Source organism: Kitasatospora sp. NPDC042419 (assembly GCF_056437345.1).
This window is the reverse complement of sequence record NZ_JBWKAW010000009.1, coordinates 241,198-265,942: the sequence shown is the minus strand read 5'-3', so window position 1 is coordinate 265,942 and position 24,745 is coordinate 241,198. Positions and strand designations below refer to the sequence as shown.

Genomic DNA, 24,745 nt, shown 5'->3' with positions numbered 1-24,745 from the left:
TCAGCGGGCGCGAGCGGCGGCGGCCGGGGTCAGGTGGCGGGACAGGACCTCCAGGGCCTCCGTCACCTCCCGCACCACACCCCGGTCCGGTTCGGCACCATCGGCGCCGGCGAGTGCGGCGGCGAGCGCGGCGTCGACGGTGGCGGCCCGGACCTCGGCGACACGACCGGAGGGCGACTCGGCGGGACGGACGAGTCGACGGCGCCGGTCGCCGGGGTCGGGCTCGGTCTCCACCGAACCGGCCTCCACCAACCGCGCGACCGCAGTGGACACCTGACTCTGCGGCAGACCGGTGCGGGTCGCGATCTCACCGACGGTCGCGCCCGGATGGGCCACGACGTCGCCGAGCGTGACGAGCACCGAGCGGACCGAACCCCGCGCCGCCGACTCCGCCCCCGCCTCGGCGTCCGGCCGCGGCATCGCCTGCTCGCCGATCTTCATGAGGGTTCGACCCAGGAGGAACAGCTCGACTCCGTTCATGTCCGCAAGAATACATCCGCATCGATGCATCTCAATCAATGCATCTATCTTGATACATCTATTTCGATGCTCTATCGTCGTCGGTGTCGGCCCGAGAGGCCGGCCGACACCGACAGGGGGAACACCACCATGACCACGCTCACCGGCTCCACCGCCCACACCCTCGCCGTCCCCGGCGCCGTCCTCCACTACCAGGTCGCGGGCAGCGGCCCCGTCCTCCTCCTCTCCCAGAGCGGGGAGGGCGACGCCGACCGCACCGTCGACCTCGTCCCGCACCTCGCCGACACCTTCACCGTCGTCACCTACGACCGCCGCGGTCTCTCGCGCAGCACCCTCGACGACCCCGCCGCCCCCGTCACCATGGCCGACCACGCCGACGACGTCGCGCGGTTGCTCGCCGAAGTCGCCGACGGGCCCGCGTCGATGGCCGGATTCAGCATGGGTGCCGCGATCGGCCTCCAGGTCGTGGCCCGCCACCCGGGCGTTCTGAGCACCCTGATCGCCCACGAGCCCGTGACGCCGAACCTCCTGCCGCCGACGGACCGCGCGGAGCACAAGGCGGAACTGGCAGCCATCCAGGAGGCCCACGCCGCCGGGGGCGCCGCGGCGGCGTTCCCCGCGATCGCCCGGCACCTCGGGATCGACCCGGCCCACGACCGCACCGAGGAGGGGCTCACCCCGCAGCCGATGACGCCCCGGAGGCTGGCCAACTTCGGGTTCTTCATCGGGACGGAGTTCACGGCCGTCACCTCGGACGGTCTCGGCCCGGCCCACCTCGCTCCCGCCGCAGCCCGCTCGGGGACGCGGATCGTCCCCGCGATCGGCCGGACCACCCGACCGACCGTCCACACCTACCGGTGCGCACTCGCCCTGGCCGACCTGTTGGGCACCGCCCCCGTGTCATTCCCCGGCGGGCACAACGGCAACACCGCCTTCCCCCGCGCAACCGCCATGTCCCTCAAGGCCGTTCTCGCCGGCTGACCCGCGCGGCGCAGGAGGATCGGCCAGGGCCTTCTCCAGAAGTAGATCAAGGTCATGGAATGATCTCCCCTCGTCGCTCGGGGAGATCCGACGGACACGCGGTGGGCGGCCACCTGCGTCCACCTGGCGGTCGGGCAGGCCCCGAAGCCGATGTCACTCGTGATCACGGCCGGGCGGCGCGGAGCCTCCCCGCAGTTCCGGGTCGTCCTGGGCCGCGTCCGCGTCCGCGTGCCTCGGCTCGGCTCGGCCCAGGACGACTGCGGGCCCGCCCGGACAGGTCACGAGGCCACCGTGCCGGTCGCGGCGATCACCGAGCGGCTCCGAGGGCGGCAGCCAGCGCCGGGACGTCGACCGGGCCGGTGGTGTCCACGCGATGGACGATCCCCGATCCGAGCGGCTCGGCAGTGCGGGACCAACTCCCAGTCCCCGCCGAAGCCGCCACGACGCTCGGGATGCACCGGGTGCCGCTCAGCCATCCGCTCGGCGAACCGGCGGCGGGCTACCTTCAGCGGCACCTCGCACCAGACCTCACGCACCTCCGCCACGCCCGCGCGTCGAAGGCCGGCCTTCACGACCGGCCTCAGGTGGCCCGGCCAAGGGTTCTCCAGAACGGCCCCGCCCCGCGCGTCGCCGAGCAGCGTCCACAAGGTCTCGCCGGCGGCAACGCCCAGGATCCGGCTCCACTCGTGGTCCGGACAGTCTGGCGCCCGTAGGCCCGCCAGAGTGTCCGCCAAGGTCTCCTTCACCGCGTCCTTGCTGAAGAGGGGAAGACGCATCTCGGCCGCGAGGGCCCGCGCGAGCGTTGTCTTCCCCGCTCCGGGAAGCCCGTTGACCAGCACAGTGACCATCCGATGAATCTACCGCCGGACGCCCGGTCCCTCCCCGGAGTCGGCAAGAAAGATCCACTTCTGGAACGGGTCCGGACGGCACCGGACGGCACCGGACGAGCATCGCCGTGGCGCGGCGTCTGCGGCCACGACGCACGGGTCGACCGCTCACTGGTCCACCGGCCGGAGGAGCAGGGACGGGCGGACCGGGCGCGAGGGGGTCAGGGCGCAGGGGTGCGGTGGGTGGCGCGGTACTGGCCGGGGGCGGTCTGGAACTCGCGCTTGAAGGCCCTGGCGAAGGCGTACTCGGTGGTGTAGCCGACCTGTTCGGCGATGGTGCGGAGGAGCACGTCGGTCTCGCGGAGGGTGCGGGCGGCGAGGGTCATCCGCCACCAGGTGAGGTAGCCGAGCGGTGGACGGCCGATCGTCGCGGTGAAGCGGTGGGCGAAAGCCGTGCGGGAGAGCCCGGCGCGGTCGGCGAGGGACTGCACGGTCCACGGGGCCGCCGGTTCCCGGTGGACGGCGCGCAGGGCCGCCGCCAGCGCCGGATCGTGAAGGGCCGCGCCCCAGCCGGTGGTGTGCTGTTCGGCCTGGCGGTCGTGCCAGGCCCGCAGGACGTAGAGCAACAGGACGTCCAGCAGTGCGGCGAGGACGCCGGGACCGCCCGCCCGTTGCCCCGTGGCCAGTTCGCGGCGGAGCAGGTCGACGGCGCCGCGCAGTTCCGGGGACTGCCGGTCGCCGCCCGGGAGGTGGACGAGTTCGGGCAGTTCGGCGAGCAGCGGGTGGGCGCGCGACTGGTCCAGACGGTAGGCACCGCACAGCATCCTGGTGGTCCGGCCCGTACCGGCCGTCGCCCGCGGGCCGGGGCCGGCCAGCGGCGTGGTCGGGGTGTCCGCGATCGCGTGCCCCAACTCCCTCGGCAGGAAGGCCACATCGCCTTCGGCGAGCCGGACGGGCTCGCCGCGGGTCGGTATCAGCCAGCAGCTCCCCTCCGTGATCACGTGGAAGCCGGCACCCTGCTGCGGGTCGAAGCGGATGCCCCAGGGGGCGCGCAGCTCGGTCACCGAGGAGTGCGGGGTGCCGGTACGCATCGCGGAGACGGCGTCGCTGATGATGTCCACCACCTCAACGTACCTCCGGTCCACGGGTGTCCGTGGACGCCCGTGGGCCGCCGCGGGTCTCGGCGAGTGTCGGTGCGTGTCCGCGAGTGGCCGATGGGGGTCCGTTCCGTCGACGCCGGACGAACGGACATCCGGCCCGGACGGTGGGGCATCCACCGTCGCGCCCGCCCTGCCTACGGTGGCGGTCAGGCCGAGCGGCGCACGTCGCCGCCGTCGAACAAGCTTGGGGAGATGGGAAGATGAGGATTGCCGTCCATGGTGCGACCGGATTCACCGGCGGACTCGTCGTCGCGGAGCTGGTCCGGCGCGGGATCACGCCCGTGTTGGTGGGCCGCGGCCCGGAACGGCTGAAGGCGGTGGCCGCCGAGCGGGCCCCCGGCGCCGAGGTGCGGGTCGCAGAGGTACGGGTCACAGAGGTACGGGTCGCAGAGGCGGGCGGGGCCGGGAACGGGGGCACCGGCCCGGCGGCGGACGAGGACCTGACCGCCGCGTTCGCCGACTGCGACGCGGTGGTGAACTGCGCGGGCCCGTTCGACCTCTGGGGCGAGCCGGTGGTGCGCGCGGCGATCGCCGCCGGCGCCCACTACGTCGACACCACCGGCGAGCAGCACTACCTCCGGCGGGTCCTGGACACCTTCGGGCCGGAGGCCGAACGTGCCGGGGTGAGCGTCGTCCCCGCACTGGCGGACGACGGCGGACCGGGCGACCTGATCGCCCGGCTGACCGCGGACCGGCTCGGCGGGCCGGTCGACGAGATGCTGGTCGCGGACCTTCGGCAGCCGGGCGGCGGGGCCTCGCGGGGGACGGGCCGGTCGATGGCAGCGGTGTTCTCCGAAGGCGCGCTGGAGTACTCCGACGGCGGGTGGCACCGGCTGGACGCCCCTGTGGAGGGTTCGCTGGTTCCGCCCGGCGAGGAGGAGGCCGTCCCGGTGACGACCTTCGCCCTGCCCGGTGTGGTCACCGTCCCCCGGCACCTGGCCGTGCGCCGGGTGCGCAGCGCCGTTCGTACCGAGGTCGCCGCGCTGTTCTCGGCGCTGACCCCGGAGGTCGTCGCCGGCCTGCCCGAGTCAGTCCCGGAGGAACTGCGCCGGGCCGGCGTCTGGCTGATGGCCGTCCTCGCCACCGGGGTCGACGGCCGCCGGGCCCGGGGGTGGGTGACCGGGACGGACGCGTACGGGCTCACCGCCGTGATCGCCGTGGAGGGGGCACGTCGTCTCGCCGCCGGGGAGGATGCCGCCCGCCCAGGCGTGCTCACCCCCGCCCAGGCCTTTCCCCCGGCGGCCTTCCTCGACTTCCTGACCCCGTACGGCGTCGACTGGCACGTGGAGGAGGGCGAGGGGGACGGGGGCGCCGACGGGCGCTGAACGCCGCCCCGGCCGCGCGGGTCCGCGCCGGTCCGTGACGTTCGTAGCGGCCGGGACGGTCCGCGCGGGTGTCGGCAACGCGGGCGGCCGGGGCCGGGCGTCGGATGCGGGAGGGTTGACGGTACGGCGGGGATCACGAACGATCAGCGGTCATGAGGACAACCGGTGGGACGCCCCCCGCCCCCGCACGGCCCGTCGCGCTGGTGACGGGGGTCGGGCGCACGGTCGGGATCGGTGCCGGGATCGCGTGCCGGCTGGCCGGCTCGGGTTGGGACGTCGCCTTCACCTACTGGACGCCCTACGACCGGAGGATGGCCTGGGGCGCCGAGGCGGGAGCCGCCGAGGCCGTCGGGCAGGCGCTGGCCGAACGGGGTGCGGCGAGTCTCGCGATCGAGGCGGACCTGGCCGATCCGGCGGCGCCGGGGCGGGTGTTCGACGAGGTCGAGCGGCGGCTCGGCGGTGCGACGGCCTTGGTGCTGTGCCACTGCGAGTCGGTCGACTCGGGTCTGCTCGACACCACGGTGGAGAGCTTCGACCGGCACTTCGCGGTCAACGCGCGGGCGAGCTGGCTGCTGATCCGCGAGTACGGGCGGCGGTTCGCCGGGGCGGCGGGGAGCGGCCGGATCGTCTCGCTCACCAGCGACCACACCGTGGGCAACCTGCCGTACGGGGCGAGCAAGGGGGCGCTGGACCGGATCACCGTGGCGGCGGCGAGCGAGTTCGCCCACCTCGGCGTCACGGCCAACGTCGTCAACCCCGGTCCGGTGGACACGGGTTGGATGACCGGGGAGGTACGGGAGGAGATCCTGGGGCGGACGCCGCTCGGCCGGCTCGGCACGCCCCAGGACGCCGCGCACCTCGTGGACTTCCTCTGCTCCCCGCAGGGGCAGTGGGTCAACGGGCAGGTGCTGACGAGTAGCGGCGGCTTCACCCCGGCCTCCGGCTGAGCCCCCTGAGCACCGCGCCGGACGTCCGCGCCGGGCGTCTAGGCCGGAGGTCCGCGCCGGGCGTCTAGGCCGGAGGTCCGTTGTGGAAGGCGAGTTCCGTCCACCGGACGTCCGTGCGGCCGTGCAGGTCGGCGCGTTCGGTGCGCAGGAGCGGGGACAGGCCGCGGGCGCGGGCGAGTTCGACCGTCTCGTCGGCCGGCACGTCGAACATCCGCCGCCCGGGCGGGACCGGGCCGTGCCGCAGGTTGAGGAGGAGGCGCCCGGCCGGAGCGAGCAGTCCGGCGAGCGCGTCCATCGCCGACTGCCGTTCGTCGGCGGCCAGGTGCATCCACACGGCGGTGAGCAGGACCAGGTCGAACCGCTCCCCCGCGGCCAGCAGTGCGGGCAGCCCGGGCAGGGCGTCGTCCACCCAGCGCACGCCGCTACCGGCGTGCAGCCGTTGTCCGATCCGGCGCAGCTCCGCCGTCGGTTCGGCGGCGACCACCCGGTGGCCGAGCGCGGCCAGCGCGGCGGCGTCCCGTCCGGTGCCGGCGCCGACGTCGAGCACGGCAGCGGGCGCCGCTGGGATCAGGTGCAGGGTGTCGCGATGGACCTCGGCGAAGGTCACGGCCTCGTACTGCACCGCGAGTCGCTCGGCCTCCTCGCCGTACCCGGCCACGCTCGTCAGCCCGCCCATCCGCTCATCCGCCCCTCCCGTGACCAGCCCGACCGGAACCCGCATCCGGGCCCGCAGCGCCCGCCGAGCGTGTGCGACGGAGCCGACGGCCGGGCCACGGACCACGGACCGACGGACCGACGGACCGACGGACCGCGCCAACGGACAGCCAGTCAGCGGACAGCAGGTCAGCGGATGACACGAGGGCCCCGCGTCAACGGGCGGCGTCAACTGTACAGGGCGGCCGTCACGCCTCCGGGTCAGGCCTCGCCGGGGTGCCAGGCGGGCCATTCCCACGGTCGGTCGGTCCACCGGACACGGACGGCGTCGTGGGGGTCGAGGTCGGGGAAGAGCTGATGGATGCGTGGTTCGAGCTCCTCCGGGCCGAGCGGTTCCCAGCCGTGGCCCTCGAAGCGGACCAGCCGGTAGCGGCTGTCGGTGCGGAACTCGGCGATCTCGACCAGGGGCTTCGTCGTGGCGGACGTGCTGTTGGTTTCCATGCCCCCAGCATGTGGCGGACCCCCGGTGACCGCACCCGGGGTACGGCAGGCAGCGTACGCCCGGGGCACCCGCGCGCCACGAGATCCCTTCGTCCGGGTCATGTCCCGTCGTCGGCGCACTCGTTGAGTACGGCGAGCGGGTGGTCGGCGCCGTGCGGGGGTTCGCTCCCGTACGGCCCGGCGCCGGCGGGGGTCACCGCTCGTCGACGGGCAGGCGAGGCTGCGACGGCAGGAGGACGAGGACATGAGCGGGCAGGCGGCAGGCGGCGGGAACCCCACCGGTGGCGGGCACCCCACGGGCGGAGCACAGCAGGCGGGCGGCGGACGGTGGCAGTGGCCGGAGCAGGCGTGGCAGCCCCCACCGGTCCCGGCCCCGCCGCCCGCCGCTCCCCCGGCGGTCGGGGTCGCCCCGGCGGTGCCCGCCGAGGCGGCGGTCCCCGGGCAGCGGCCGCGCTGGGTGTGGGCGGCGGGTGCCGCCGGGATCGCCGCCGGGCTGGCGGCCGTGCTGGCGATGTGCGGAGCCGGGGGCGGCGACGAGTCGTCCGGGGTGGTGGCGTTTCCGGCGGCGGCGCCGGCGCCCTCGCCCTCCTCGTCGGTGCCCCCGGTACCGGACCTGCTGCCGGTCCCGGCGCCCTCGCCGCTGCCGGCCCCGACCGCCGCCGGGGGCAGGCCGGGCGCGGCCGCCCCGAGCTCCGGGGCCTCCGGAGGCGGCGCGTCCCCGGTCGCGGGGAGCGACCGCGCCGCGACGGCCCGTCCGAAGCCGAGCCGGGCACCTCGCCCGGCGCCCACCCGCTCGGCGGGCGCCCCTGATGCCACCCCCGCGCCGGCACAGGCCCCGGATCCCGCCCCCGCCACCGCGCCCGCACCAGGCGCGAGCGCCCCTCCGACGATCACCGCTCCCACCGCCGCGCCGGGGTCGATCTGTGACCAGGCGGAGCGGATCGGCCGCTGGCCGGCCGGCTCGGAGCAGGCCCGGCTCTGCCACAGCATCTACGGCTGAGCGGCGGGCCGGCGCCGCGGGCGGGAACGGCGGCGAGAGCAGCGGCGGCGGGAGCGGCAGCGCCGACGGGAGCGAGCACGAGGCAGGCGGGAAGGACGGGGACCACCGCGGTACGACTCCCGCCGTCCACGGCGCCCGGTCGACCGGCACCCGGCGCCCGGTCGACCGGCACCCGGCGCCCGGTCGGCCCCGCACCCCGTCGACCCGGCCGGCCCGGGCGCTTGCCCCGGCCGGGCGGGCTCCGGCCACCGGGGCCGGGGCCCGCCCGAGGGGTCAGCCCTGCCCGGCCAGCAGGGCCTGGTCCAGGCGTGGGGCCAGGACGCGGGCCAGGGTGTCGGTGATGTGGCCGGTGTCGCGGTAGAGGATCACTCCCTCCAGGACGGACGGGCAGTCGGCGCCGGTGCCGGGGCAGAGCAGCGGCCCGAGGTCGAGGACGCGGACGCGGTAGCGCTCGGCGAGGCCGCCGTCGATCAGCGGGTCGCGTTCGAACGCCGACTCACGGGGGAAGAAGCAGGCGTCCGAGCGGCCGTCGGAGGCGGCCAGGCAGGTGGGGATGTCCTTGCCGGGCATCGGCGTGTCGCCCAGGTAGGCGAGCGGTGTGCCGAGGGCGGCGAGGCGGTCGAGCGTGCGGGTCCATCCCTCGGTGCGCTCGTCCTGGCCGCCGTACCGGTTGAGGCCGGCCATCAGGACCAGGCGCGGCTTGGGGCCGACGGCCAGCCGGGTGAGGGTGTTCTCGCGCCAGCGGTCGCACTCCTCGAAGGTGCGGCCGAGCACGTTGTTCCGCACCGTCAGGGTGGCCAGCGGGCAGCCGGGCTTGACCAGCACCTCCAGGGCCCAGTGCCGCTGTTCGGCCATGGCGAGGGCGGCGGAGATCCACTGACCGGCGTGCGAGTCGCCGATCAGGACGATCCGGTCCGGGCTGGACTCGGTGCCGAACAGGCAGCGCGGGCTGTTCTCCGCGGCGAGCGGGATCTCGCAGCCCTTGCCGGGCGGGAAGTCCTCGCGGGCGCGGGCCAGCGAGGGGGTGAGGGTGAGCACCCGGGTGCCGGGGGCCAGCAGGCCCGGGCCGTCGACGGCGCCGGCCGGGGCGACGGTGGGCGCGTTCGGGTCGCCGAGTGCCCGGACGGTGCCGCCGCCCAGGGTGAGCCCGGCGATCAGCGGGATGACCAGGGCGCTCGCGCCGACCGCGAGGCCGCGGCGCGGGGCCGGGCTGCTGCCGTACCGCAGCGGCTGTTCGACCAGGCGCATGGTGAGCCAGGCGGGCAGCGCACTGGCCGCCGTGAGCAGGACCAGGGTGGTCCACGGAAGGGTGCCGTAGCGCGCCTGGGCGATGGTCAGGACCGGCCAGTGCCAGAGGTACCAGGCGTAGGAGAGCCGGCCGGCGGCGCGCAGCGGGCGGGTGGCCAGCAGGCGGCCCGCGTCGGCCGGGCCGAGCGCGCGGTGGGCGGGGCCGGCCAGCAGGACGGCGGCGGTGCCGAGGACGGGCAGCAGGGCGGCGCTGCCGGGGAACGGCGTGTTGCGGTCGTACCGGAAGACGGCGATCACGACGGCCGCGGCGCCGGCCCAGCCGAGGGCGCGCAGCGCCCGGCCGCCGAGGCGCGTGCCGGGGCCGCCGCGCCCGAGGCGGGCGGTGAGCGCCGGTGCGGCCAGGGCGGCGCAGGCGCCGGCGGCGAACTCCCAGAGGCGGCTCGCGGTGGAGAAGTAGCCGAGTGCCGCGGACCCGGCCGTCCAGCGGATGCAGAGCAGCAGGGAGACGCCGCCGACGGCGAGGGTGGCGACGGAGATCGCGGCGGTGCGTCGGCGGCCCAGGAGGTAGCGGGCGAGGCCGAGCAGCAGGACGCCCCAGAGCAGGTAGAACTGGTTCTCCACGCCGAGCGACCAGAAGTGCTGGAGCGGGCTCGGGTCGCGTTCGGCGGCGAGGTAGTCGGTCTGCTGGCCGACGAACCGCCAGTTGGCGAACTGTCCGGCGGAGGCGATCAGGTCGCGGGCGAGGTCGGTGCCGCGCAGCGGGTCGAGCAGTGCGCCGCCGGCGAGGGCGGTGGCGACCAGCACGACGGCCGCGGCGGGCAGGATGCGGCGGGCCCGGCGGGCCGCGAAGTCCCACAGGCCGATCGGGCGGGCCAGCAGCAGGCCGGTGATCAGGAAGCCGGATATGACGAAGAAGATGTCGACGCCGACGTAGCCGCCGGTGAAGGCGGGGACGGCCGCGTGGAAGGCGAGGACGGAGAGCACGGCGACGCCGCGCAGGCCCTCGATGTCCGGGCGGAAGGCGGCCCTGGGCCGGTCGGCCGGCCTGGTGGTGGCGGGTGCCGCGCTGTGGGCCGGTTCCGCGACGGTGCCGGCGGCGGTGGAGCCGGCGGTGGCCCTGACGAGGGCCCCTGCGAGGGCCCCTGCGGCGGCGGTCCCGGCGGTGGCCGGGCCGGACGGGTCCGGTGCGGCCTCGGCGGGTGGGCCTGCGGCGAGGACGACGGGGAGGAGTTCGTTGCTGGCGACGGACGGTGACGGTGCGTCACCCGAGCGGGCGGCGGCGCGAGACGGCTCGGCGCCCGGTGGTACGGCCGTTGACACGGCGGTGCTCCTTGCAGGGCTGGCAGCGGTGGTCGGGGGCCGCCGGGCCGATGGGGCGGCCGGGCGGCGGGTCCGCGCCGGTGGGGCGACGCGCAAGGATGACGAAGGACTGAAGAGGGGGAAGGAGGCGCTCTCTGACGGAGGGTCAGAAGATGAGCGGGTCGGCCCAGCCGGACGCCAGCAGGCCGCAGAGCAGCAGCAGGACGGTGACGGCGACCGACTCGGCCCGGCCGAAGCGCAGTTCGGCGTCGGCGGATCCGGCGGTCCGGTCCTCCGCGGGGCGGGCGAGGTCCGCGACGGTGGCGTCGTTGCCACCCCGGAGCAGCGGCCAGAGGGCCCTGATCAGCGGAACCATGGTGTAGGTGGTGAGCGCGAGGAGCGCGGCGAGCGCCCAGTACGGCTGCCAGCCGTGCAGGGAGACGGCGCGGACGAGTCCGATCGCGCCGGCCACGATGACGAAGCCGAGCCAGCCGACGCCGATCCGGGCGACCGCCCGGGCCAGCGAGGTGCCGCCGGAGACGGCGCCGGTGGGGACCCACTCGGCGCTGCGCCGGCGAAGCGCGTGCGCGATGGCGACCACGTGGCAGAGCCCGCCCAGGAGTTGGACCCGGGTGACCTCGAAGCGCCAGCGGGTGCGGGACATCGCGGGCAGCAGGACGAGCGAGACCCAGATCGGCGGCAGGAAGGGCAGGACCTGCCAGGGGGCGATCTCGTCGGGCCGGAAGAACAGCATGATCAGCGCCGGCAGCGGGACGGCGAAGACGTTCACCGCGCTGGTGAGGTAGCCGAGGATGCCGTTCCAGAAGCAGAGCCGGGCCGAGCGGGGCAGCGGACCGCGCCGGAAGTCGGGGTCTCCGACCAGCGCGAGCGAGCCGAGGCACCAGCGGTACTGCTGGCTGATGAAGGCGGGCAGGCCGGTGGGCGACATGCCCTTGGCGAGCAGGGCCGGCACGTACCGGGTGGTCCACCCGGCGCGGGCGAGCGAGAGGCCGGTGTAGAGGTCCTCGCTGTGGTCGATCTCGGCGAAGCCGTCGACGCGTTCGAGGGCGGCACGCCGGTAGAGCGCGTTGGTGCCGCAGCAGACGGTGCCGTCCTGGGCGTCCCGGGAGGGCTGGATCCAGCGGTAGAAGATCTCCTGGGTGGCTCCGGCCGCGCGCTCCAGCCACGACATGTCGGGGTCGGTGTCGAAGCACTGCGGGCTCTGCACGATGCCGACGTTCGGGTCGTCGAGGTACGGCACGAGGTGGTGCAGGAAGTCCGGTCGCGGGCAGAAGTCGGCGTCGAGGACGGCGATGATGTCGCCGGTCCCCTCGGCCAGGCCGTGGTTGAGGTTGCCGGCCTTCTTGAAGCGGCCCCGGTCGGGGCGGGCGCGGTACTCGAAGCCGTAGGACTCGGCGAGTTCGCGCACCTCGGGCCGGTCCGCGTCGTCGAGGACCAGGACGGTGAGTGCGCCGGGCCAGCGGACGGCCGCGGTGTGCCGGTAGGCGTTGTCCAGGACGGCGAGCGGTTCGCCGGCGGTGGGCAGCAGCAGGTCGACGCCGGGGGTTCGGGCGGGTCGCCAGGCCCGGACCAGCAGGTCGTGCGAGTCACGGGTGAAGCGGCGGGATCGCTGGCCGTCGGCGATGGAGAGCAGCCAGGTCGCGGCGTTGAGTACGGTGAGCACCAGGAACGGCCAGAGTAACGGCCGGCTGAGCGCGAAGAGGCCGAGCGTCGCGGTGGCGCCGGCGTAGGAGAGGGTCGCGCAGAGCAGCACCCAGCGGCGCTGCGGTCCGAAGTACCAGTAGAGCTCGTGGTCGTCGGGCGGGCTCGGCAGCCGAGACGGTCCGTCGCCGGGCCGGTCGCCGGTTGTTCGGCGGGCACGGCGCGGACCGGTGTCGGATGCGGACATGGCGTTGCCATGGAGTACGGGCATGCGGAAATGGCCCCCCTGGGCTGGGACGGAACGTGACCGTGCGTCGCCAGCCTCTCACAATGGCCTAGACCAATCGTTAACGAGGTATGACATCCCAGCATCACCGCAGGTCAGGACTTTGACGACATGTCAGATTCGTGCACGTCCTGACGATATGTCACCACTACCGGACGGTAAGCGCCTTGATCAGCTTCTCGAACCGCAGGTCGGGGCGGAGCGGGATCCCGAACCGCTCGTCCCCGTACGGGAACGGGGAGTAGACGCCGGTGCGGCGGAAGCCCCGGCGCTCGTACCAGGCGATCAGGTCCGACCGCTGCTCGATCACCGTCATCTCCAGCTCGGCGGCGCCCCACTCCTCGGCCGCGAAGCGCTCGGCCTCCGTGAGCACGGCCCGCCCGACGCCGCCGCCCTGGCGGCCGGGACGCACCGAGAACATGCCGAAGTAGGCGTGCTCGCCCCGGTGCTCCAGCTGGCAGCAGGCGAGCAGTTCGCCGCCCCGCTCGGCGAGCAGCACCACGCCGTCGGCGTGGGTGACGGCCGCCGTCACGCCCTCGGCGTCGGTGCGCTGGCCCTCCAGCAGGTCGGCCTCGGTGGTCCAGCCGGCCCGGCTGGACTCACCCCGGTACGCGGACTCGACCAGCTCGACCAGGGCGGCGACGTCGGCCGTGGTCGCGGGGCGGAAGGTGAGGCGCTCGGTCGCGGTCTCGGCGGCCTCTCGGGTGGTCTCGGGCACGAGGTTCCTCGTCTCACGGTGGCCCGGACGGTAGCCCGGGCGGGCGGCGGCCGTTCGGGCCGATCCCTGGCATCGTGCCACAGCGCCACCCGGCCCCACCGGGCCCCACCGAGCCCCGACCTGCGCCGAACGCCCGCCCACCGGCCCCCGCGGCCGCCACCGCCGACCCGGGCCACCGCGACCGGCCCGCGCCACCCCCGCACGGACCGGCGCCGCCGTCACGCCGCCACCACGCCGTCCACCACGCCGTCCGCTCCGCCGTCGCCGCCCGTCGCCGCCGTCCACCCTGCCGTCCAGTACCCGGACGTCCGCCCGGCCGCCGCGGAGCCTGGGGCAGGATGACCAGGACACCCGTCGGACCACCCGCACCACGGAGGCCCCATGACCGTCGTCGAGATCCCCGGCTCCAAGTCGGTGACGGCCCGCGCACTCTTCCTCGCGGCCGCCGCCGACGGCAGCACCGCCCTGCTCCGCCCACTGGTCTCCGACGACACCGACGGCTTCGCCGAGGGCCTGCGCGCCCTCGGCTACGGGCTCACCCGCGAGACCGACCGCTGGGTGGTCGAGGGCCGCCCGCAGGGCCCCGCCAACGACGCCGAGGTCTTCTGCCGCGACGGCGCGACCACCGCCCGCTTCCTCCCCGTCCTCGCCGCCGCGGGGCACGGCACCTTCCGGTTCGACGCCTCCGCCCAGATGCGCCGCCGCCCGCTCGGCCCGCTCACCGAGGCGCTGCGCACCCTCGGCGTGGAGCTCCGGCACGAGGAGGCCGAGGGCCACCACCCGCTGCGGATCACCGCCGCCGGGGTCCGGGGCGGCGAACTCACCCTGGACGCGAGCCTCTCCTCGCAGTACCTGACCGCGCTGCTGCTGCTCGGGCCGCTCACCGAGAAGGGCCTGCGGATCACCGTCACCGACCTCGTCTCGGCGCCGTACGTCGAGATCACCATCGCCATGATGCGGGCCTTCGGCGCCACCGTGACCCGCTCCGGCAAGGTCTTCGAGGTCGCGCCGGGCGGCTACCGCGCGACCACCTACCCGATCGAGCCGGACGCCTCGACCGCCAGCTACTTCTTCGCCGCCGCCGCCCTCACCGGCCACCGGCTCACCGTGCCCGGGCTGGGCCGCGACGCGCTCCAGGGCGACCTGCGGTTCGTCGACGTGCTGGCCCGGATGGGCGCCCGGGTCGACGTCAGCGCCGAGCGGGTCACCGTCGAGGGTCCGCAGGACGGCCGGCTCGGCGGCCTGACCGTCGACATGCGCGACATCTCCGACACCATGCCGACACTGGCCGCCATCGCGCCGTTCGCCACCGGGCCGGTGCGGATCGAGAACGTCGCCAACACCCGGGTCAAGGAGTGCGACCGCCTGGAGGCCTGCGCCGGGAACCTCCGCCGGCTCGGGATCGACGTCGCCACCGGCCACGACTGGATCGAGATCCGGCCGGGAACCCCGCGCGCCACCGAGCTCGCCAGCCACGGCGACCACCGGATGGTGATGTCCTTCTCCGTGACCGGCCTGCGCGCGCCCGGCATCACCTTCGACGACCCGGGCTGCGTGCGGAAGACCTTCCCGGGCTTCCACGAGGCGTTCGCGCAGCTGCGCGAGGGGTGGCCGGCCGCCGTCTGACCGTCCCGGGCGGGGCTTGTGCACGGGGCCGGGGCCGGCCCCGCCGGCCGACGCCACCCCGCCCGGTGCACGGCCCGCGCGCGGCCCGTGCGCGGCATGCGGCGCGCGGCGTGCGAACCCGGCGCGTGCGGCGGCCCTCGCACTGGGGAATCCCCGGGAATGCAACGGGTCCAGCCGGTAATACTTTCCCGCGAATCAGTGGAAACACTCGGGGAAAACTTCCTTGCCGTGCACGTCGTGAAACGTTTCTCCCCGCCCGCCACTCCTGCCCCATCGGACCGTCCGATAATCCTTTCCGGAATTGCCGGCACCACTCGTCCGTCCACCATTCTCCCTTGACGGCCACTACTCCCGACGGGAGTATTTCCGAGGCTGCGCCCCGGCGGCGCGGTGCACACCTCGCAGCACCGTGAACGGAGGACGAACAGTGGACCAGCCGAACGAATCCGGAATCCCCTCGGACCACCCGGGAGGGCGGCGGACCTTCCTGCTCGGCGCCCTCGGCGCCACGGCGGTGGGCCTCACCGGAGCCATCGGCGCGACCCGGGCGAACGCCGCACCGGCGCCCGCGGCGGCACCCGCACCGGCGAAACTCCGGAGCACGCAGAACAACTGGCGTTTCTGTCAGAAGTGTTTCGTGATGTTCTTCTGGGGCTACCCCACCGACGGCGTCTGCCCGTCCGGCGGAGCCCACAGCGCCCAGGGCTACAACTTCATCCTGCCGTACGACGTACCGGAAACACCCACCGCCCAGCGCAACTGGCGATTCTGCCAGAAATGCTTCTCCATGTTCTTCTGGGGCTACCCCACCGACGGCGTCTGCCCGTCCGGCGGAGCCCACAGCGCCCAGGGCTACAACTTCGTCCTCCCCCACGACGTACCGGAAACACCCACCGCCCAGCGCAACTGGCGATTCTGCCAGAAATGCTTCTCCATGTACTTCTGGGGCTACCCCACCGACGGCGTCTGCCCGTCCGGCGGAGCCCACAGCGCCCAGGGCTACAACTTCGTCCTGCCGCACAGCTGACCCCCGAGCAGGGGCACCCGGAGGAAGGCCGCGCACGGCCTCACCCCCCGGCTCCGCTCCGCCCCCGGCCCGCCGCGCAACCGCCCGGCGGGCCGAGGCCGTGTACCGGTGCCGAGCTCACCGGGTCACCAGGTCACCGGCAGACGGGCTTGCTCGTCTCCCCGTGCAGGTACATCGACCGCTCCTGCGGGGTCAGATCGCGGCCGACGGCGCGGCAGACCGTGCTGATCGCCGTTTCCGGGTCGGGGTAGGACACGTTCCACAGCCGCACCCTGCGATCGAAGCCGCCGGTGGCCAGGGTCAGTCCGTCGGGACCGAACGCACTGCTGCGAGGGACAGTTGATCACTGATGAACCATCAGATTCCTTCTCCTCCCCCGGCCGGACCCGAGCGGTGCCTGTGCTTCACCCGTAGCCCGAAGGCCCGTCCCCATCGCGTCCCGCCCGCTGCGCTGGCCGGGCCGGCCTACTCGTGCACGGACGTGCGGCGGGAGGCCTGGGCCGGCCGGTCAGGAAGCGGCCGGCGCCTGCTCGCCGAGCAGCACCGGCAACGTGCGGTGCCCGTTGGAGATCAGCGAGTCGATCGGCTCCAGCCGCGCGCCCGGGGCGAACGCGAGGCCGGGGAATCGTGCGAACAGCCTGCTCAGTGCGGTGCGCCCCTCCAGGCGGGCCAGCGGCGCGCCGAGGCAGAAGTGCGGCCCGTGCCCGAAGGCGAGGTGGTCCTTGACCAGCCGGGTGACATCGAAGACGGCGCCACTGTCCCCGTAACGCGCCGGGTGGCGTCCTGCGGCCGCGTAGCCGCCCAGGATCGGCTCGCCCCGGCGCACCGTCACCCCGCCGGGCAGCTCGATGTCCTCCACCGCGAAGCGCAGCGGCAGGTGGGCGAGCGGGGCGTCGCGGCGCAACGCCTCCTCCACCACGTCGTCCCAGCCGGCCTCGCCCGCGCGCACCAGGGCGAGCTGGTCGGGGTGGGTGAGCAGGTCGGTGATGGCGTTGTCGATCAGATTCACGGTGGTCTCGTAGCCGGCCGTGACGATCAGCAGAAGGGTGTCGCGCAGCTCCTCCTCGCTCAGTGCGCCGGAGCCGCCGTCGGACTCGGTGTCGCGGGCGGCGATCAGCAGGGAGGTCATGTCGTCGCCCGGCACACGGCGCTTGACGGCTACCAGCTCCTCCAGCAGGGCCTGGAACGCCGCTCCGTTGGCCGCCGACTCCTCGGGGGTGAGGGTGGTGGAGAACACCTTGTCGACCACTCCCCGGAAGCCGTCGGTCACTTCGTGCGGCAGGCCCAGCAGCTGGGAGACGACCCGGATCGGCAGCGGATGCGCGAAACGGTCGCGCAGGTCCACCACCTCGCCGGGGGCGCTCGCGGCCAGGTCGTCCAGCAGGGCGTCGGTCAGCTCCTCGATGCGCGCCGTCATCGCGGTGACCTGGCGGGGTGTGAAGGCGTTGCCCACCAGTCGGCGCAGCCGCCGGTGGTCGGCGCCGTGCGCGTTGAACATGTTGCGCACGCTCACCCACAGTGCCAGCGGCCACGTCCGCACCGCCTCGTCGAATGCGGGCCAGTGCAGCCGGCCGTCCTTGGAGACCCGGGGATCCCTGAGCAGTTCCTCCAGCAGCACGGGGTCGGACACCGACCAGGCCCGGACGCCCAGGATGTCAACCGGTGTGGCCGGACCGCGTGCGAACAGCTCGGCGGTCTCGGCCTCACGGGCTCGGCCGGTCGGGTCGAGCACGATCGGGTCCGGCATGGTCAGGTCCGGCGCGGTCAGGTCCGGCGCGGTCGGGTCCGGCACGGTCGGGTCCGGCACGAGACGCTCCACAGGGGTCCTCCAGTCGATGCGGTACGAGTGCGCGGTCGTCCGCCGCGCGTCGGAGAAGAATGCGGGCCCGTGCACCGCTGAGCCGGGCTTCGCGCTCGCCCGTGGGCGAGTCGACGACCGAGCCGTGCACGGACGCGACGACCGCGCGGCCCGTGCCGGAAGCCCGGGCGTGGGCACACCGTGCGCAGGAAGTCGGCGGGGTCGACCTCCTGCGCACGGCGGGGGTGTCCGGGTCGGGCGGTCAGTAGTCCCAGACCACCGGAACGAAGCGGAACTTGCCGCTGCCGGCGTCCGCCACGTGGCAGACGGACGGGAAGGGCAGGTGGGTGGCCACCAGTTGCTCGCCGGTCGCCGCCATCTCCGTCAGGAGACGGATCCGGATGCGGGCCGACTCCTCGGGATCGTGATCGAAGCCGTTGTGCCACTCGGGCTTCTCGAACCCGCACTGGAACACGGCGTCGCCCGCGAACGTCAGCCGGTCGCCGCCGGACTCCAGGCGGACGATGCTGTGGCCGGGGGTGTGACCGCCGGTGCGGCGGATCAGGACGCCCGGCGCCACCTCGTACTCCTTCTCGAAGGGCCGCAACTGACCGCGGTACACGTCGAGGAACCGCGAGGCGGTCGTGCGGAGCACGTCCGGCACCGGTGCGGGCATGTCGGTGCGGGAGAAGTCGGGCGCCGCCCAGAACTCGGCCTCGGCCGCGGCCAGGTGGACCCGGAGGTCCGTACGCAACCGACCCCGCAGCCCCTCGACGAGCAGCCCGCCGATGTGGTCCATGTGCAGGTGGGTGAGCACCACGTCGGTCACCGACGCGGGGTCGATCCCGGCGGCGTCCAGTCGCGCGGCCAGCTGCCCGGCCCGCGGGAAGCCGGGGAACTCCGTCCCCAGGCCGGAGTCGACGAGGACGGTCCGGCCGCCGCTGCGCACCACGGCCACGTTCAACGGCCAGTTGATCGACTCCAGCGGAAGGTACATGTCGCCGAGCCAGGCCTTCAGGTCGGCCGGGGCGGCGTTGGTGGCCAGCGTCGTGGGGGAGACCGGCAGCACCCCGTCGCTGATCACCAGCACGTCGATGTCGCCGACCTTCAACGCGTAGCGCGACGGGACCTGTTCGTCGCGTCCCGGCGCGTCGGGGCGGGCGAGGTTGACCTGGGTCATGGGTGTACTCCTTACGAGGGGCGTCAACCGGAGGCCTCGACGGCGCCACCGTGGGCCGCGCCGTCCAGTCATCCGTACAGACCGGCCAGTGGTCCGGTCTGTGACAGCCGCCCCGGTCCGAACCCGCGGCAGCACGTCAGCGGCGGCGAGAACCGACATCACCGCCGTCCCGTCCACGCCTCCCCTGGCCGTCAACGGCGCGGGCGCGTCCGCCACCTGACAGGACGTCCGGGACCGGGTGCGAGTGATCCGCCGGTAGAGGCCTTCGGGCCTCCCGGCGGCGGCCGAGCGGACGGGTGGAGCGAGCGGACGGGTGGAGCGGGCGGACGGGTGGAGCGGGCGGAGCGGGCGGGCAGGCGGAGCGGTTCCGGCGGTACCCGGAACCGCCGCGGAGGCCCCGTTCACCGCGCCGCCAGCAGCGACTCCAGGGCCGCGGTGTCCCCGGCCGCCCGGGCGGCCGCGACGAAGGCCGCCAGCAGCAGCCGGTGCTCCGTCGGGTCGGCGGCCCCCCGCTGCTCGGCGGCCAGGCGGCGGCGGGCCCGGCTGGTGATCTGGCGGACGTTGACGGCGCTGAGGCGCAGCATCGCGGCGATGTCGGCGTTGGCGTACTCGAAGGCCTCGCGCAGGATGTACACCGCCCGCTCCGTGGGCGTCAGCCGCTCCAGGACCACGAGCAGCGCGGACGCCAGCTCCTCCGCCCGCTGCACGCCGGCCTCGGGGTCGCTGCCGGTGTCGACGGGCTCGGGCAGCCAGGGGCCGAGCGGGGTCTGGCGGCGCGACCGGGCGGACTGGGCCACGTTGAGGGCCAGCCTGGTGGTGGCCCGGGACAGGAAGGCCGCGGGGCTGACCACCGCCGCGCGGTCGGTCAACTGCCAGCGCAGCCACGCGTCCTGGACCACGTCCTCCGCCTCGACCGCGCTGCCCAGGATCCGGTACGCGGCGCCGAGGAGGCGGGGCCGCAGCCCCTCGAAGGCGGCCGCGGCCTCGTCCAGGGTGGCCTCTCCGGCGGGCGGCCGGGTGTCCGGACGCGTCCCGGGCAGGTCTGTCGACACGCTCATCACGGCTCCGTTTCGCCTGCGGCATCCGTCGATGCCCCCGGGGAACACGCTCCCGCCGCGGCCCCCGCCGTGACGCCCCGGAAGGTGCCTGGTCCGCTGCCCCGGGGCCCCGTGGCGGCTGCCCCGGGGGTACCGGGGCGGGCACCCCGCCGGCGGGGTCCGGGGCTCGGGCGCGGGCTCAGGCCGTGGCCGCCGCGCTGTCGGACAGGGCGCCGCCGAGCTGCCTGCGGGAGGTGACGCCGAGCTTCGTGTACACCTTGCGCAGGTGCCACTCCACCGTGTGCGGGCTGAGGAACAGCTGGGCCCCGATCTCGGGGTTGGTCAGCCCGCCCCCGGCCAGGCGCGCGATCTGGGTCTCCTGGGCGGTGAGCGCGGTCCGGGACTCGGCCGGGCGCCGGGGCGCCGTCGCGCCGGTGGCGCGCAGTTCCCGCCACGCGCGCTCCGCGAAGCCCTCGACGCCGATCCGGCTCAGCGCCTGGTAGGCGGTGGCCAGGTGCTCGCGGGCGTCGGCCCGGCGGTTCTCCCGCCGCAGCCACTCGCCGTAGAGCAGGTGGGCGCGAGCGTGGGTGATCCGGACCCCGGTGCGGCCCAGGCGTTCGACGGCCTCCTGGTGGAGGGCCTCGGCGGCCGCTCCCGCGTTCACCTGGGCGCGCACCATGGCGGAGGTGCCGAGGGCCCAGTCGGTGCCGCTGGCCAGGGCCAGGTCGGCGACCCGGTGGGCCGCCTCGGCGGCGCGGGCCGCCGCCGGCCGCTGCGGGCGGCGGCCTCGACGAGCTCGACCGTCGACCTGATCGCGAGGCCGAGCTCCTGGAGGTTCTCCACGCCGCGTTCGGCGGCGGCGCAGGCCTCCTCGTAGCGGCCGAGCCCGTTGTACAGCACGGCCTTCGCCCACTCGCCGGAGCCGGGGACGTCGCCCGGCCTGCCCCGGTGGGGACCGGCGTCCCGGGCCATCGCGTCGGTCGCCCTGAGCACCTCGGGCCTCCCGGCCCCTCCACGGTTCGGTCACCAGGGAGGCGTAGTGGGCGAGGTAGCGGCTGCCGGTGGCCTCGCCGATCGCCTGCGCCTCGGCGATGAGCGCGTCCGCGTGGTCGAGTTCGCCGGCCAGGACGCGGTTGGAGACGAGTTGCAGCAGGGCCGACGGCAGCACCGACAGCGCGCCCGTCCCGCGGGCCAGCTCGACCAGGCGCGAGGAGAGCAGCGTGTTGCTGTCGAAGTCCCAGACGTTGAAGGCCATCCGGGCGGCGAGCGGGAACCAGCCGAGGCCCTCCTCCGCGGAGACCTCCTCGGTGCACAGGGCACCCAGCGCGCGCAGCACCGAGGGCGCGCCCGCCCGGTAGCCGTCGACGGTCATCGCGGCCAGGCCGCGCAGCAGCAGGTCGTTGCGCTCCGGGGGCGGCCCGGGTGGTGCGGCGAGCGCGGCCCGGGCGATGTCGGCCAGCGCGGCGCCGCTCGGCGGCCGGTCGATGATGAGGGCGGCGTGCAGCGCGTCGCGGTAGGTCTGCTGGGCGAGCCCGGTGTCCAGCGTCTCCAGGCGGCCGGCGGCCCGCACCAGCACCGGCAGGGCGCTGCCGGCGTTCTGGGAGGCGAAGACGATCCGCCCGCGCAGCAGGTCCGCCTGGGCGAGCCGGCGCTCGTCCGGCGGGCCGAGGGTGGCGGCGTCGAGCAGTTCGCGCGCGGTGTCGTAGCCGCCGGCCTGGTACTTGGCCTGGGCGGCCGCCAGGGCCCTGGCGGCGCGGGCGTCCGGGTCAGGGGTGAGCTCGGCCGCCCGGTCGGCGGAGCGCTCCAGTTCAGCGGCGACCTCCTCGTCGGGCCCCGCGGTGGCGTTGGCGAGGTGCCAGGCGCGGCGGTCGGGGTCGGTGTCCGGGTCGGTCGCCTCGGCCAGGGCCCGGTGCACCTGCTGCCGGGCCTCGGGCGCGGCGGCCCGGTAGGCCGGCGGCTTCGGCCGACGGGGCGGCGGAGTCTTCGATGCCCAGCAGGGCGGCGACCTCGGCCAGCAGGGCGACGTCCCCGACCGGTTCGGCCGCGGCGAGGAGCAGCAGGTGCCGGGCGGCGGGCGGCAGGGCCTGGATCCGGTGCAGGAAGCTCTGCTCGATCTGTCCGGCCAGCGGCCGCGCGTCGGGGCGTCCGAAGCCGCCGGCCAGTTCCTCGGGGCCGAGCCCGCGGGGCAGTTCGAGCAGGGCCAGGGGGTTGCCCTGGGTCTCGGCGACGACGCGGTCCCGGACCCGCTCGTCCAGCCGCCCGGGCACCACCGATTCCAGCAGCGCCCGCGCGTCGTCGTCGCGCAGGCCCCGGATCGCGATCTCGCGCAGCCCCCCGAAGGGGTCGCCGCCCGCGACGGGCGCCGGTGGGCGCGCTGCGAACACCAGCGCCACCCCTTCCGCCAACAACCGCCGGGCGACGAAGGCCAGCGTCTGGGCGGAGACCCGGTCGAGCCACTGGGCGTCGTCCACGACGCAGACCAGCGGCTGCTCCTCCGCCGCCTCGGCCAGCAGGCTGAGCACCGCCAGGCCGACCAGGAAACGGTCCGGCGCGGTTCCCGCGCTCAGGCCGAACGCGACGGACAGGGCGTCGCGCTGGGGGCCGGGTATGCGGTCGAGCCGCCCCGTCAGGGGCACGCAGAGCTGGTGCAGTCCGGCGAACGCGAGTTCCATCTCGGACTCGACGCCGACCGCCCGCAGGACTCGGCACCCGCTCGCCCGCTCCACCAGGTACTCGGTGAGGGCCGACTTGCCGACCCCCGGTTCGCCGCGCAGCACGAGGACCTGGCCCCGGCCCTCCCTGGCCCCGGCGATCACCTGATCCAGCACCCCGCACTCGCTGCGCCGGCCGCGCAGCCTCCGCCACGGAGCGCTGCCCGCCATCCGCCACCACCATGCAGTTCAAGGTCCGGGCTCCGGTCGTTCCGGGCCGTCCCATCATGCATCAGCCCTCGCGGAGCGGACAAACCCCTGCCGGGCGCCACCGAAGTCGTTCTGAGGGGCCGTCACCACCACCGACCCGGTCATGCCGTGGTCAGGCGGACAAAGCGGTGGTCGTCCGCCCGGCTTCCCTGACACGATCCGGGTGTGACTACGTTGTTCCTGATGGTCGGCCTTCCAGGGGCCGGGAAGACCACGAAGGCTCGGCAACTCGCCGAGGAGCACGGCGCGCTGCGCCTGACGCCCGATGACTGGATGATTCCCCTCTTCGGCGAGGCGGAGGCGGACGGGATGCGCGACGTGCTGGAGGGGCGCATGCTCTGGCTCGCCCTGGAAGCGGTCAAGCTGGGCACCGACGTGGTGGTGGACTACGGCTGTTGGTCTCGCGACGAGCGGTCCGCGATCCGCTGGTTGGCGGAGGCCGAGGACGCGTGCTTCCGCATGGTCTACCTGCCGGTGGACGACGAGACCCAGCGCGCCCGGATCGCCCGTCGACAGGCAACCACCCCCGGGGAGACGCTTCCGATGACCGAAGCCGACATCCTGCACGGGCGGGCGCACTTCGAGGAGCCCGACGCGACGGAGCTGGGAGGCCGGGGGGCCGTCGGCCGGCCCCCTGCCGGGTGGGCGGACTGGCGGGAGTGGGCCGCCCACCGGTGGCCGTCGTTCGCATGACCGTCCCGGTCCACGACAACGACGGCTCGACCACGACAGCTCCGCGAAGACCCCTGGCCGGCTGGAGCAGCCGCCCTGGTGGTGCTGTGCCAGGTGGCCTTGTCACGGTGTGCGTCCGGTAGCTCTCCGGCGGTACGAGGGCTGGGGAGCTTGCGGTTCTCCACGGCTCTCCTCAGCCCGGTGGCACACTCCCCCGCACCCCGTCGGGGGTGCGAACGGGGCGTCCCCGCCCCCGACGGGGGCGCGGGGGCGGGGACGAGTCAGGGGGTGCGGGCGGGCAGGGGCGGGCGGGGGCCGGGCGCGCGGGTCAGGGCAGCCGGAGCGGGGCGGGGAGCAGGGGGTGGCTGGGGACGGGACGCCACCGGAGGGTGCCGGCACGGTCGGGCAGCACGCGGCCGAAGGGCTGGTCGCCGAAGTGGAAGGCGAAGCCGTACGTCCGCGGGGCGCGGAGTTCGGCCAGCAGGGTGCGGCGGGCGCGCAGGACGGCGGCGGCGTCGGTGTCCGGGCCGGACGGCCAGGCCGGGTTGGAGATCTGGGCCGGGGTGTGGAAGGCGTCGCCGAAGACGACCAGGCGTCGGCCGCCGGAGGCGGTGACGACGTACGAGGTGTGTCCCGGGCTGTGGCCGGGGGTGATCAGGGCGGTGACACCGGGCCAGATCTCGGCGCCGTCGCCGAAGGACCGCAGGACGCGGGACATCGGCACCATGAAGGAGTCCCAGGACGGGGCGCCGACCTCGACCTCGCCGCGCCAGAACGGGCCCCACTCGGCGCCGGCCACCAGGTAGGCCGCGCGCGGGAACGCCTTGTGCGGGGCGTGGTCGCGGCCGGGGCGGAAGCCGAGGCCGGTGTGGTCGGTGTGCAGGTGGGTGAAGGCGACGGTGTCGACGGACTCCGGGGACACCCGCATGGCGCGGAGGGTGTCCAGCAGGGCGCCGCCCCGGGAGCGGCCGAGGGCCGGGGAGAGGACGTTCGCACCGAGGCCGGTGTCGATCAGCAGGCGGCGGCCGCCCCGTTCGACGAGGACACCGCCGGCCGACGCGGCGATCCGGCCGCCGGGCGTGAGCGCCTCGGGGTGGTCGCGCCAGTACGCGGGCGGAACGGCGGGGAGGAAGCCCACCGGGTCCAGTTCCATGGCTCCGTCGACGACGTAGGTGAACCGGGTGTCGCCGAGGGTGAGTGAGCGGACGGCGGACTGTTCGTCGAGCCGTCCGATCCGGGGCGGCCGCGAACGGGCGGCCGCCGCACGGGGCGCGCCCGCGGTGAGGACGGCGGCGGTGGCGGCCGCGGTGGCCGTGGCGCCGAGGGCGGTGCGCAGCAGGGTGCGGCGTGAAGGTCCGCCGGTGCGTGGGGTGTTGGCGGTCATGGTCGGGAACTC

Annotated in this window: 21 protein-coding genes and 1 pseudogene; 7 read left to right on the top strand and 15 right to left on the bottom strand. The window is 75.1% G+C overall.

The window, feature by feature from the left end; translation table 11 throughout:
* Positions 1 to 480: a MarR family transcriptional regulator gene (locus AC067J_RS20030; protein WP_478300941.1), complete on the bottom strand. Its 480-nt coding sequence runs from the start codon at positions 478 to 480 to the stop codon at positions 1 to 3.
* 129 nt (positions 481 to 609) lie between these two features.
* On the opposite strand from AC067J_RS20030, the gene AC067J_RS20025 reads away from it, so the two are divergent.
* Positions 610 to 1,461 carry an alpha/beta fold hydrolase gene (locus AC067J_RS20025; RefSeq protein ID WP_478300939.1) on the top strand — a complete coding sequence of 284 codons (852 nt, stop codon included), beginning with the start codon at positions 610 to 612 and terminating at the stop codon, positions 1,459 to 1,461.
* 278 nt (positions 1,462 to 1,739) lie between these two features.
* On the opposite strand, the gene AC067J_RS20020 is transcribed toward AC067J_RS20025, so the two are convergent.
* A complete protein-coding gene (locus tag AC067J_RS20020) occupies positions 1,740 to 2,309 on the bottom strand; it encodes a P-loop nucleotide/nucleoside kinase family protein (RefSeq protein WP_478300937.1) in 570 nt (189 codons plus the stop codon).
* Between the two features lie 200 nt (positions 2,310 to 2,509).
* Positions 2,510 to 3,409, bottom strand: coding sequence for an AraC family transcriptional regulator (locus AC067J_RS20015; RefSeq protein WP_478300935.1), 900 nt, complete (start codon positions 3,407 to 3,409; stop codon positions 2,510 to 2,512).
* Between the two features lie 239 nt (positions 3,410 to 3,648).
* Here AC067J_RS20015 and AC067J_RS20010 point away from each other — a divergent pair, with 239 nt between their 5' ends.
* Positions 3,649 to 4,773 carry a saccharopine dehydrogenase family protein gene (locus tag AC067J_RS20010; RefSeq protein ID WP_478300933.1) on the top strand — a complete coding sequence of 375 codons (1,125 nt, stop codon included), beginning with the start codon at positions 3,649 to 3,651 and terminating at the stop codon, positions 4,771 to 4,773.
* A 152-nt stretch (positions 4,774 to 4,925) separates the two neighbouring features.
* Positions 4,926 to 5,720 (top strand): SDR family oxidoreductase, encoded by a 795-nt coding sequence (locus AC067J_RS20005; RefSeq protein WP_478300931.1) that lies wholly within the window; start codon positions 4,926 to 4,928, stop codon positions 5,718 to 5,720.
* Between the two features lie 64 nt (positions 5,721 to 5,784).
* On the opposite strand, the gene AC067J_RS20000 is transcribed toward AC067J_RS20005, so the two are convergent.
* A complete protein-coding gene (locus AC067J_RS20000; protein ID WP_478300929.1) occupies positions 5,785 to 6,396 on the bottom strand; it encodes a class I SAM-dependent methyltransferase in 612 nt (203 codons plus the stop codon).
* Positions 6,397 to 6,635: 239 nt separating this feature from the next.
* Positions 6,636 to 6,875, bottom strand: coding sequence for a hypothetical protein (locus tag AC067J_RS19995; protein ID WP_478300927.1), 240 nt, complete (start codon positions 6,873 to 6,875; stop codon positions 6,636 to 6,638).
* A 244-nt stretch (positions 6,876 to 7,119) separates the two neighbouring features.
* Here AC067J_RS19995 and AC067J_RS19990 point away from each other — a divergent pair, with 244 nt between their 5' ends.
* Positions 7,120 to 7,875, top strand: a complete 756-nt coding sequence (locus tag AC067J_RS19990; protein WP_478300925.1) for a hypothetical protein — start codon at positions 7,120 to 7,122, stop codon at positions 7,873 to 7,875.
* A gap of 273 nt (positions 7,876 to 8,148) precedes the next feature.
* Here AC067J_RS19990 and AC067J_RS19985 read toward each other — a convergent pair whose 3' ends face one another.
* The 3 genes from AC067J_RS19985 to AC067J_RS19975 all read right to left on the bottom strand — a co-directional run bounded on the left by AC067J_RS19985 (position 8,149) and on the right by AC067J_RS19975 (position 13,088).
* Positions 8,149 to 10,443: an acyltransferase family protein gene (locus AC067J_RS19985; RefSeq protein WP_478300923.1), complete on the bottom strand. Its 2,295-nt coding sequence runs from the start codon at positions 10,441 to 10,443 to the stop codon at positions 8,149 to 8,151.
* A 145-nt stretch (positions 10,444 to 10,588) separates the two neighbouring features.
* Complete coding sequence (locus AC067J_RS19980; protein WP_478300922.1) at positions 10,589 to 12,331, bottom strand: glycosyltransferase family 2 protein; 1,743 nt, start codon at positions 12,329 to 12,331, stop codon at positions 10,589 to 10,591.
* A 187-nt stretch (positions 12,332 to 12,518) separates the two neighbouring features.
* The gene (locus AC067J_RS19975) at positions 12,519 to 13,088 is read right to left on the bottom strand and encodes a GNAT family N-acetyltransferase (RefSeq protein ID WP_478300920.1); all 570 of its coding nucleotides are present in this window, start codon (positions 13,086 to 13,088) and stop codon (positions 12,519 to 12,521) included.
* A gap of 381 nt (positions 13,089 to 13,469) precedes the next feature.
* On the opposite strand from AC067J_RS19975, the gene aroA reads away from it, so the two are divergent.
* Both aroA and AC067J_RS19965 read left to right on the top strand, forming a co-directional pair.
* Positions 13,470 to 14,714: a 3-phosphoshikimate 1-carboxyvinyltransferase gene (gene aroA, locus AC067J_RS19970; RefSeq protein WP_478300918.1), complete on the top strand. Its 1,245-nt coding sequence runs from the start codon at positions 13,470 to 13,472 to the stop codon at positions 14,712 to 14,714.
* 427 nt (positions 14,715 to 15,141) lie between these two features.
* Positions 15,142 to 15,741, top strand: a complete 600-nt coding sequence (locus AC067J_RS19965) for a hypothetical protein (protein WP_478300916.1) — start codon at positions 15,142 to 15,144, stop codon at positions 15,739 to 15,741.
* Positions 15,742 to 15,874: 133 nt separating this feature from the next.
* Here the strand turns inward: AC067J_RS19965 and AC067J_RS19960 are convergent, their stop codons facing one another.
* From AC067J_RS19960 to AC067J_RS19935, 6 genes and pseudogenes are all read right to left on the bottom strand, one after another.
* Positions 15,875 to 16,012 carry a hypothetical protein gene (locus AC067J_RS19960; protein ID WP_478300914.1) on the bottom strand — a complete coding sequence of 46 codons (138 nt, stop codon included), beginning with the start codon at positions 16,010 to 16,012 and terminating at the stop codon, positions 15,875 to 15,877.
* 237 nt (positions 16,013 to 16,249) lie between these two features.
* Complete coding sequence (locus tag AC067J_RS19955) at positions 16,250 to 17,488, bottom strand: cytochrome P450 family protein (RefSeq protein WP_478300998.1); 1,239 nt, start codon at positions 17,486 to 17,488, stop codon at positions 16,250 to 16,252.
* A 313-nt stretch (positions 17,489 to 17,801) separates the two neighbouring features.
* A complete protein-coding gene (locus tag AC067J_RS19950; protein ID WP_478300912.1) occupies positions 17,802 to 18,719 on the bottom strand; it encodes an MBL fold metallo-hydrolase in 918 nt (305 codons plus the stop codon).
* A gap of 413 nt (positions 18,720 to 19,132) precedes the next feature.
* Positions 19,133 to 19,777 (bottom strand): annotated as a pseudogene (locus AC067J_RS19945) (sigma-70 family RNA polymerase sigma factor); the annotation flags it as partial.
* A gap of 178 nt (positions 19,778 to 19,955) precedes the next feature.
* The gene (locus AC067J_RS19940; RefSeq protein WP_478300910.1) at positions 19,956 to 21,671 is read right to left on the bottom strand and encodes a LuxR C-terminal-related transcriptional regulator; all 1,716 of its coding nucleotides are present in this window, start codon (positions 21,669 to 21,671) and stop codon (positions 19,956 to 19,958) included.
* The gene (locus tag AC067J_RS19935) at positions 21,565 to 22,638 is read right to left on the bottom strand and encodes an AAA family ATPase (RefSeq protein ID WP_478300908.1); all 1,074 of its coding nucleotides are present in this window, start codon (positions 22,636 to 22,638) and stop codon (positions 21,565 to 21,567) included. Before AC067J_RS19935 ends, AC067J_RS19940 begins: the two co-directional genes overlap by 107 nt.
* 204 nt (positions 22,639 to 22,842) lie before the next feature.
* Between AC067J_RS19935 and AC067J_RS19930 the strand changes: the two genes are divergently transcribed.
* Positions 22,843 to 23,370 carry a P-loop nucleotide/nucleoside kinase family protein gene (locus tag AC067J_RS19930; protein ID WP_478300906.1) on the top strand — a complete coding sequence of 176 codons (528 nt, stop codon included), beginning with the start codon at positions 22,843 to 22,845 and terminating at the stop codon, positions 23,368 to 23,370.
* Between the two features lie 307 nt (positions 23,371 to 23,677).
* Here the strand turns inward: AC067J_RS19930 and AC067J_RS19925 are convergent, their stop codons facing one another.
* Positions 23,678 to 24,733 carry an MBL fold metallo-hydrolase gene (locus AC067J_RS19925; protein ID WP_478300904.1) on the bottom strand — a complete coding sequence of 352 codons (1,056 nt, stop codon included), beginning with the start codon at positions 24,731 to 24,733 and terminating at the stop codon, positions 23,678 to 23,680.
* Positions 24,734 to 24,745 lie beyond the last annotated feature (12 nt).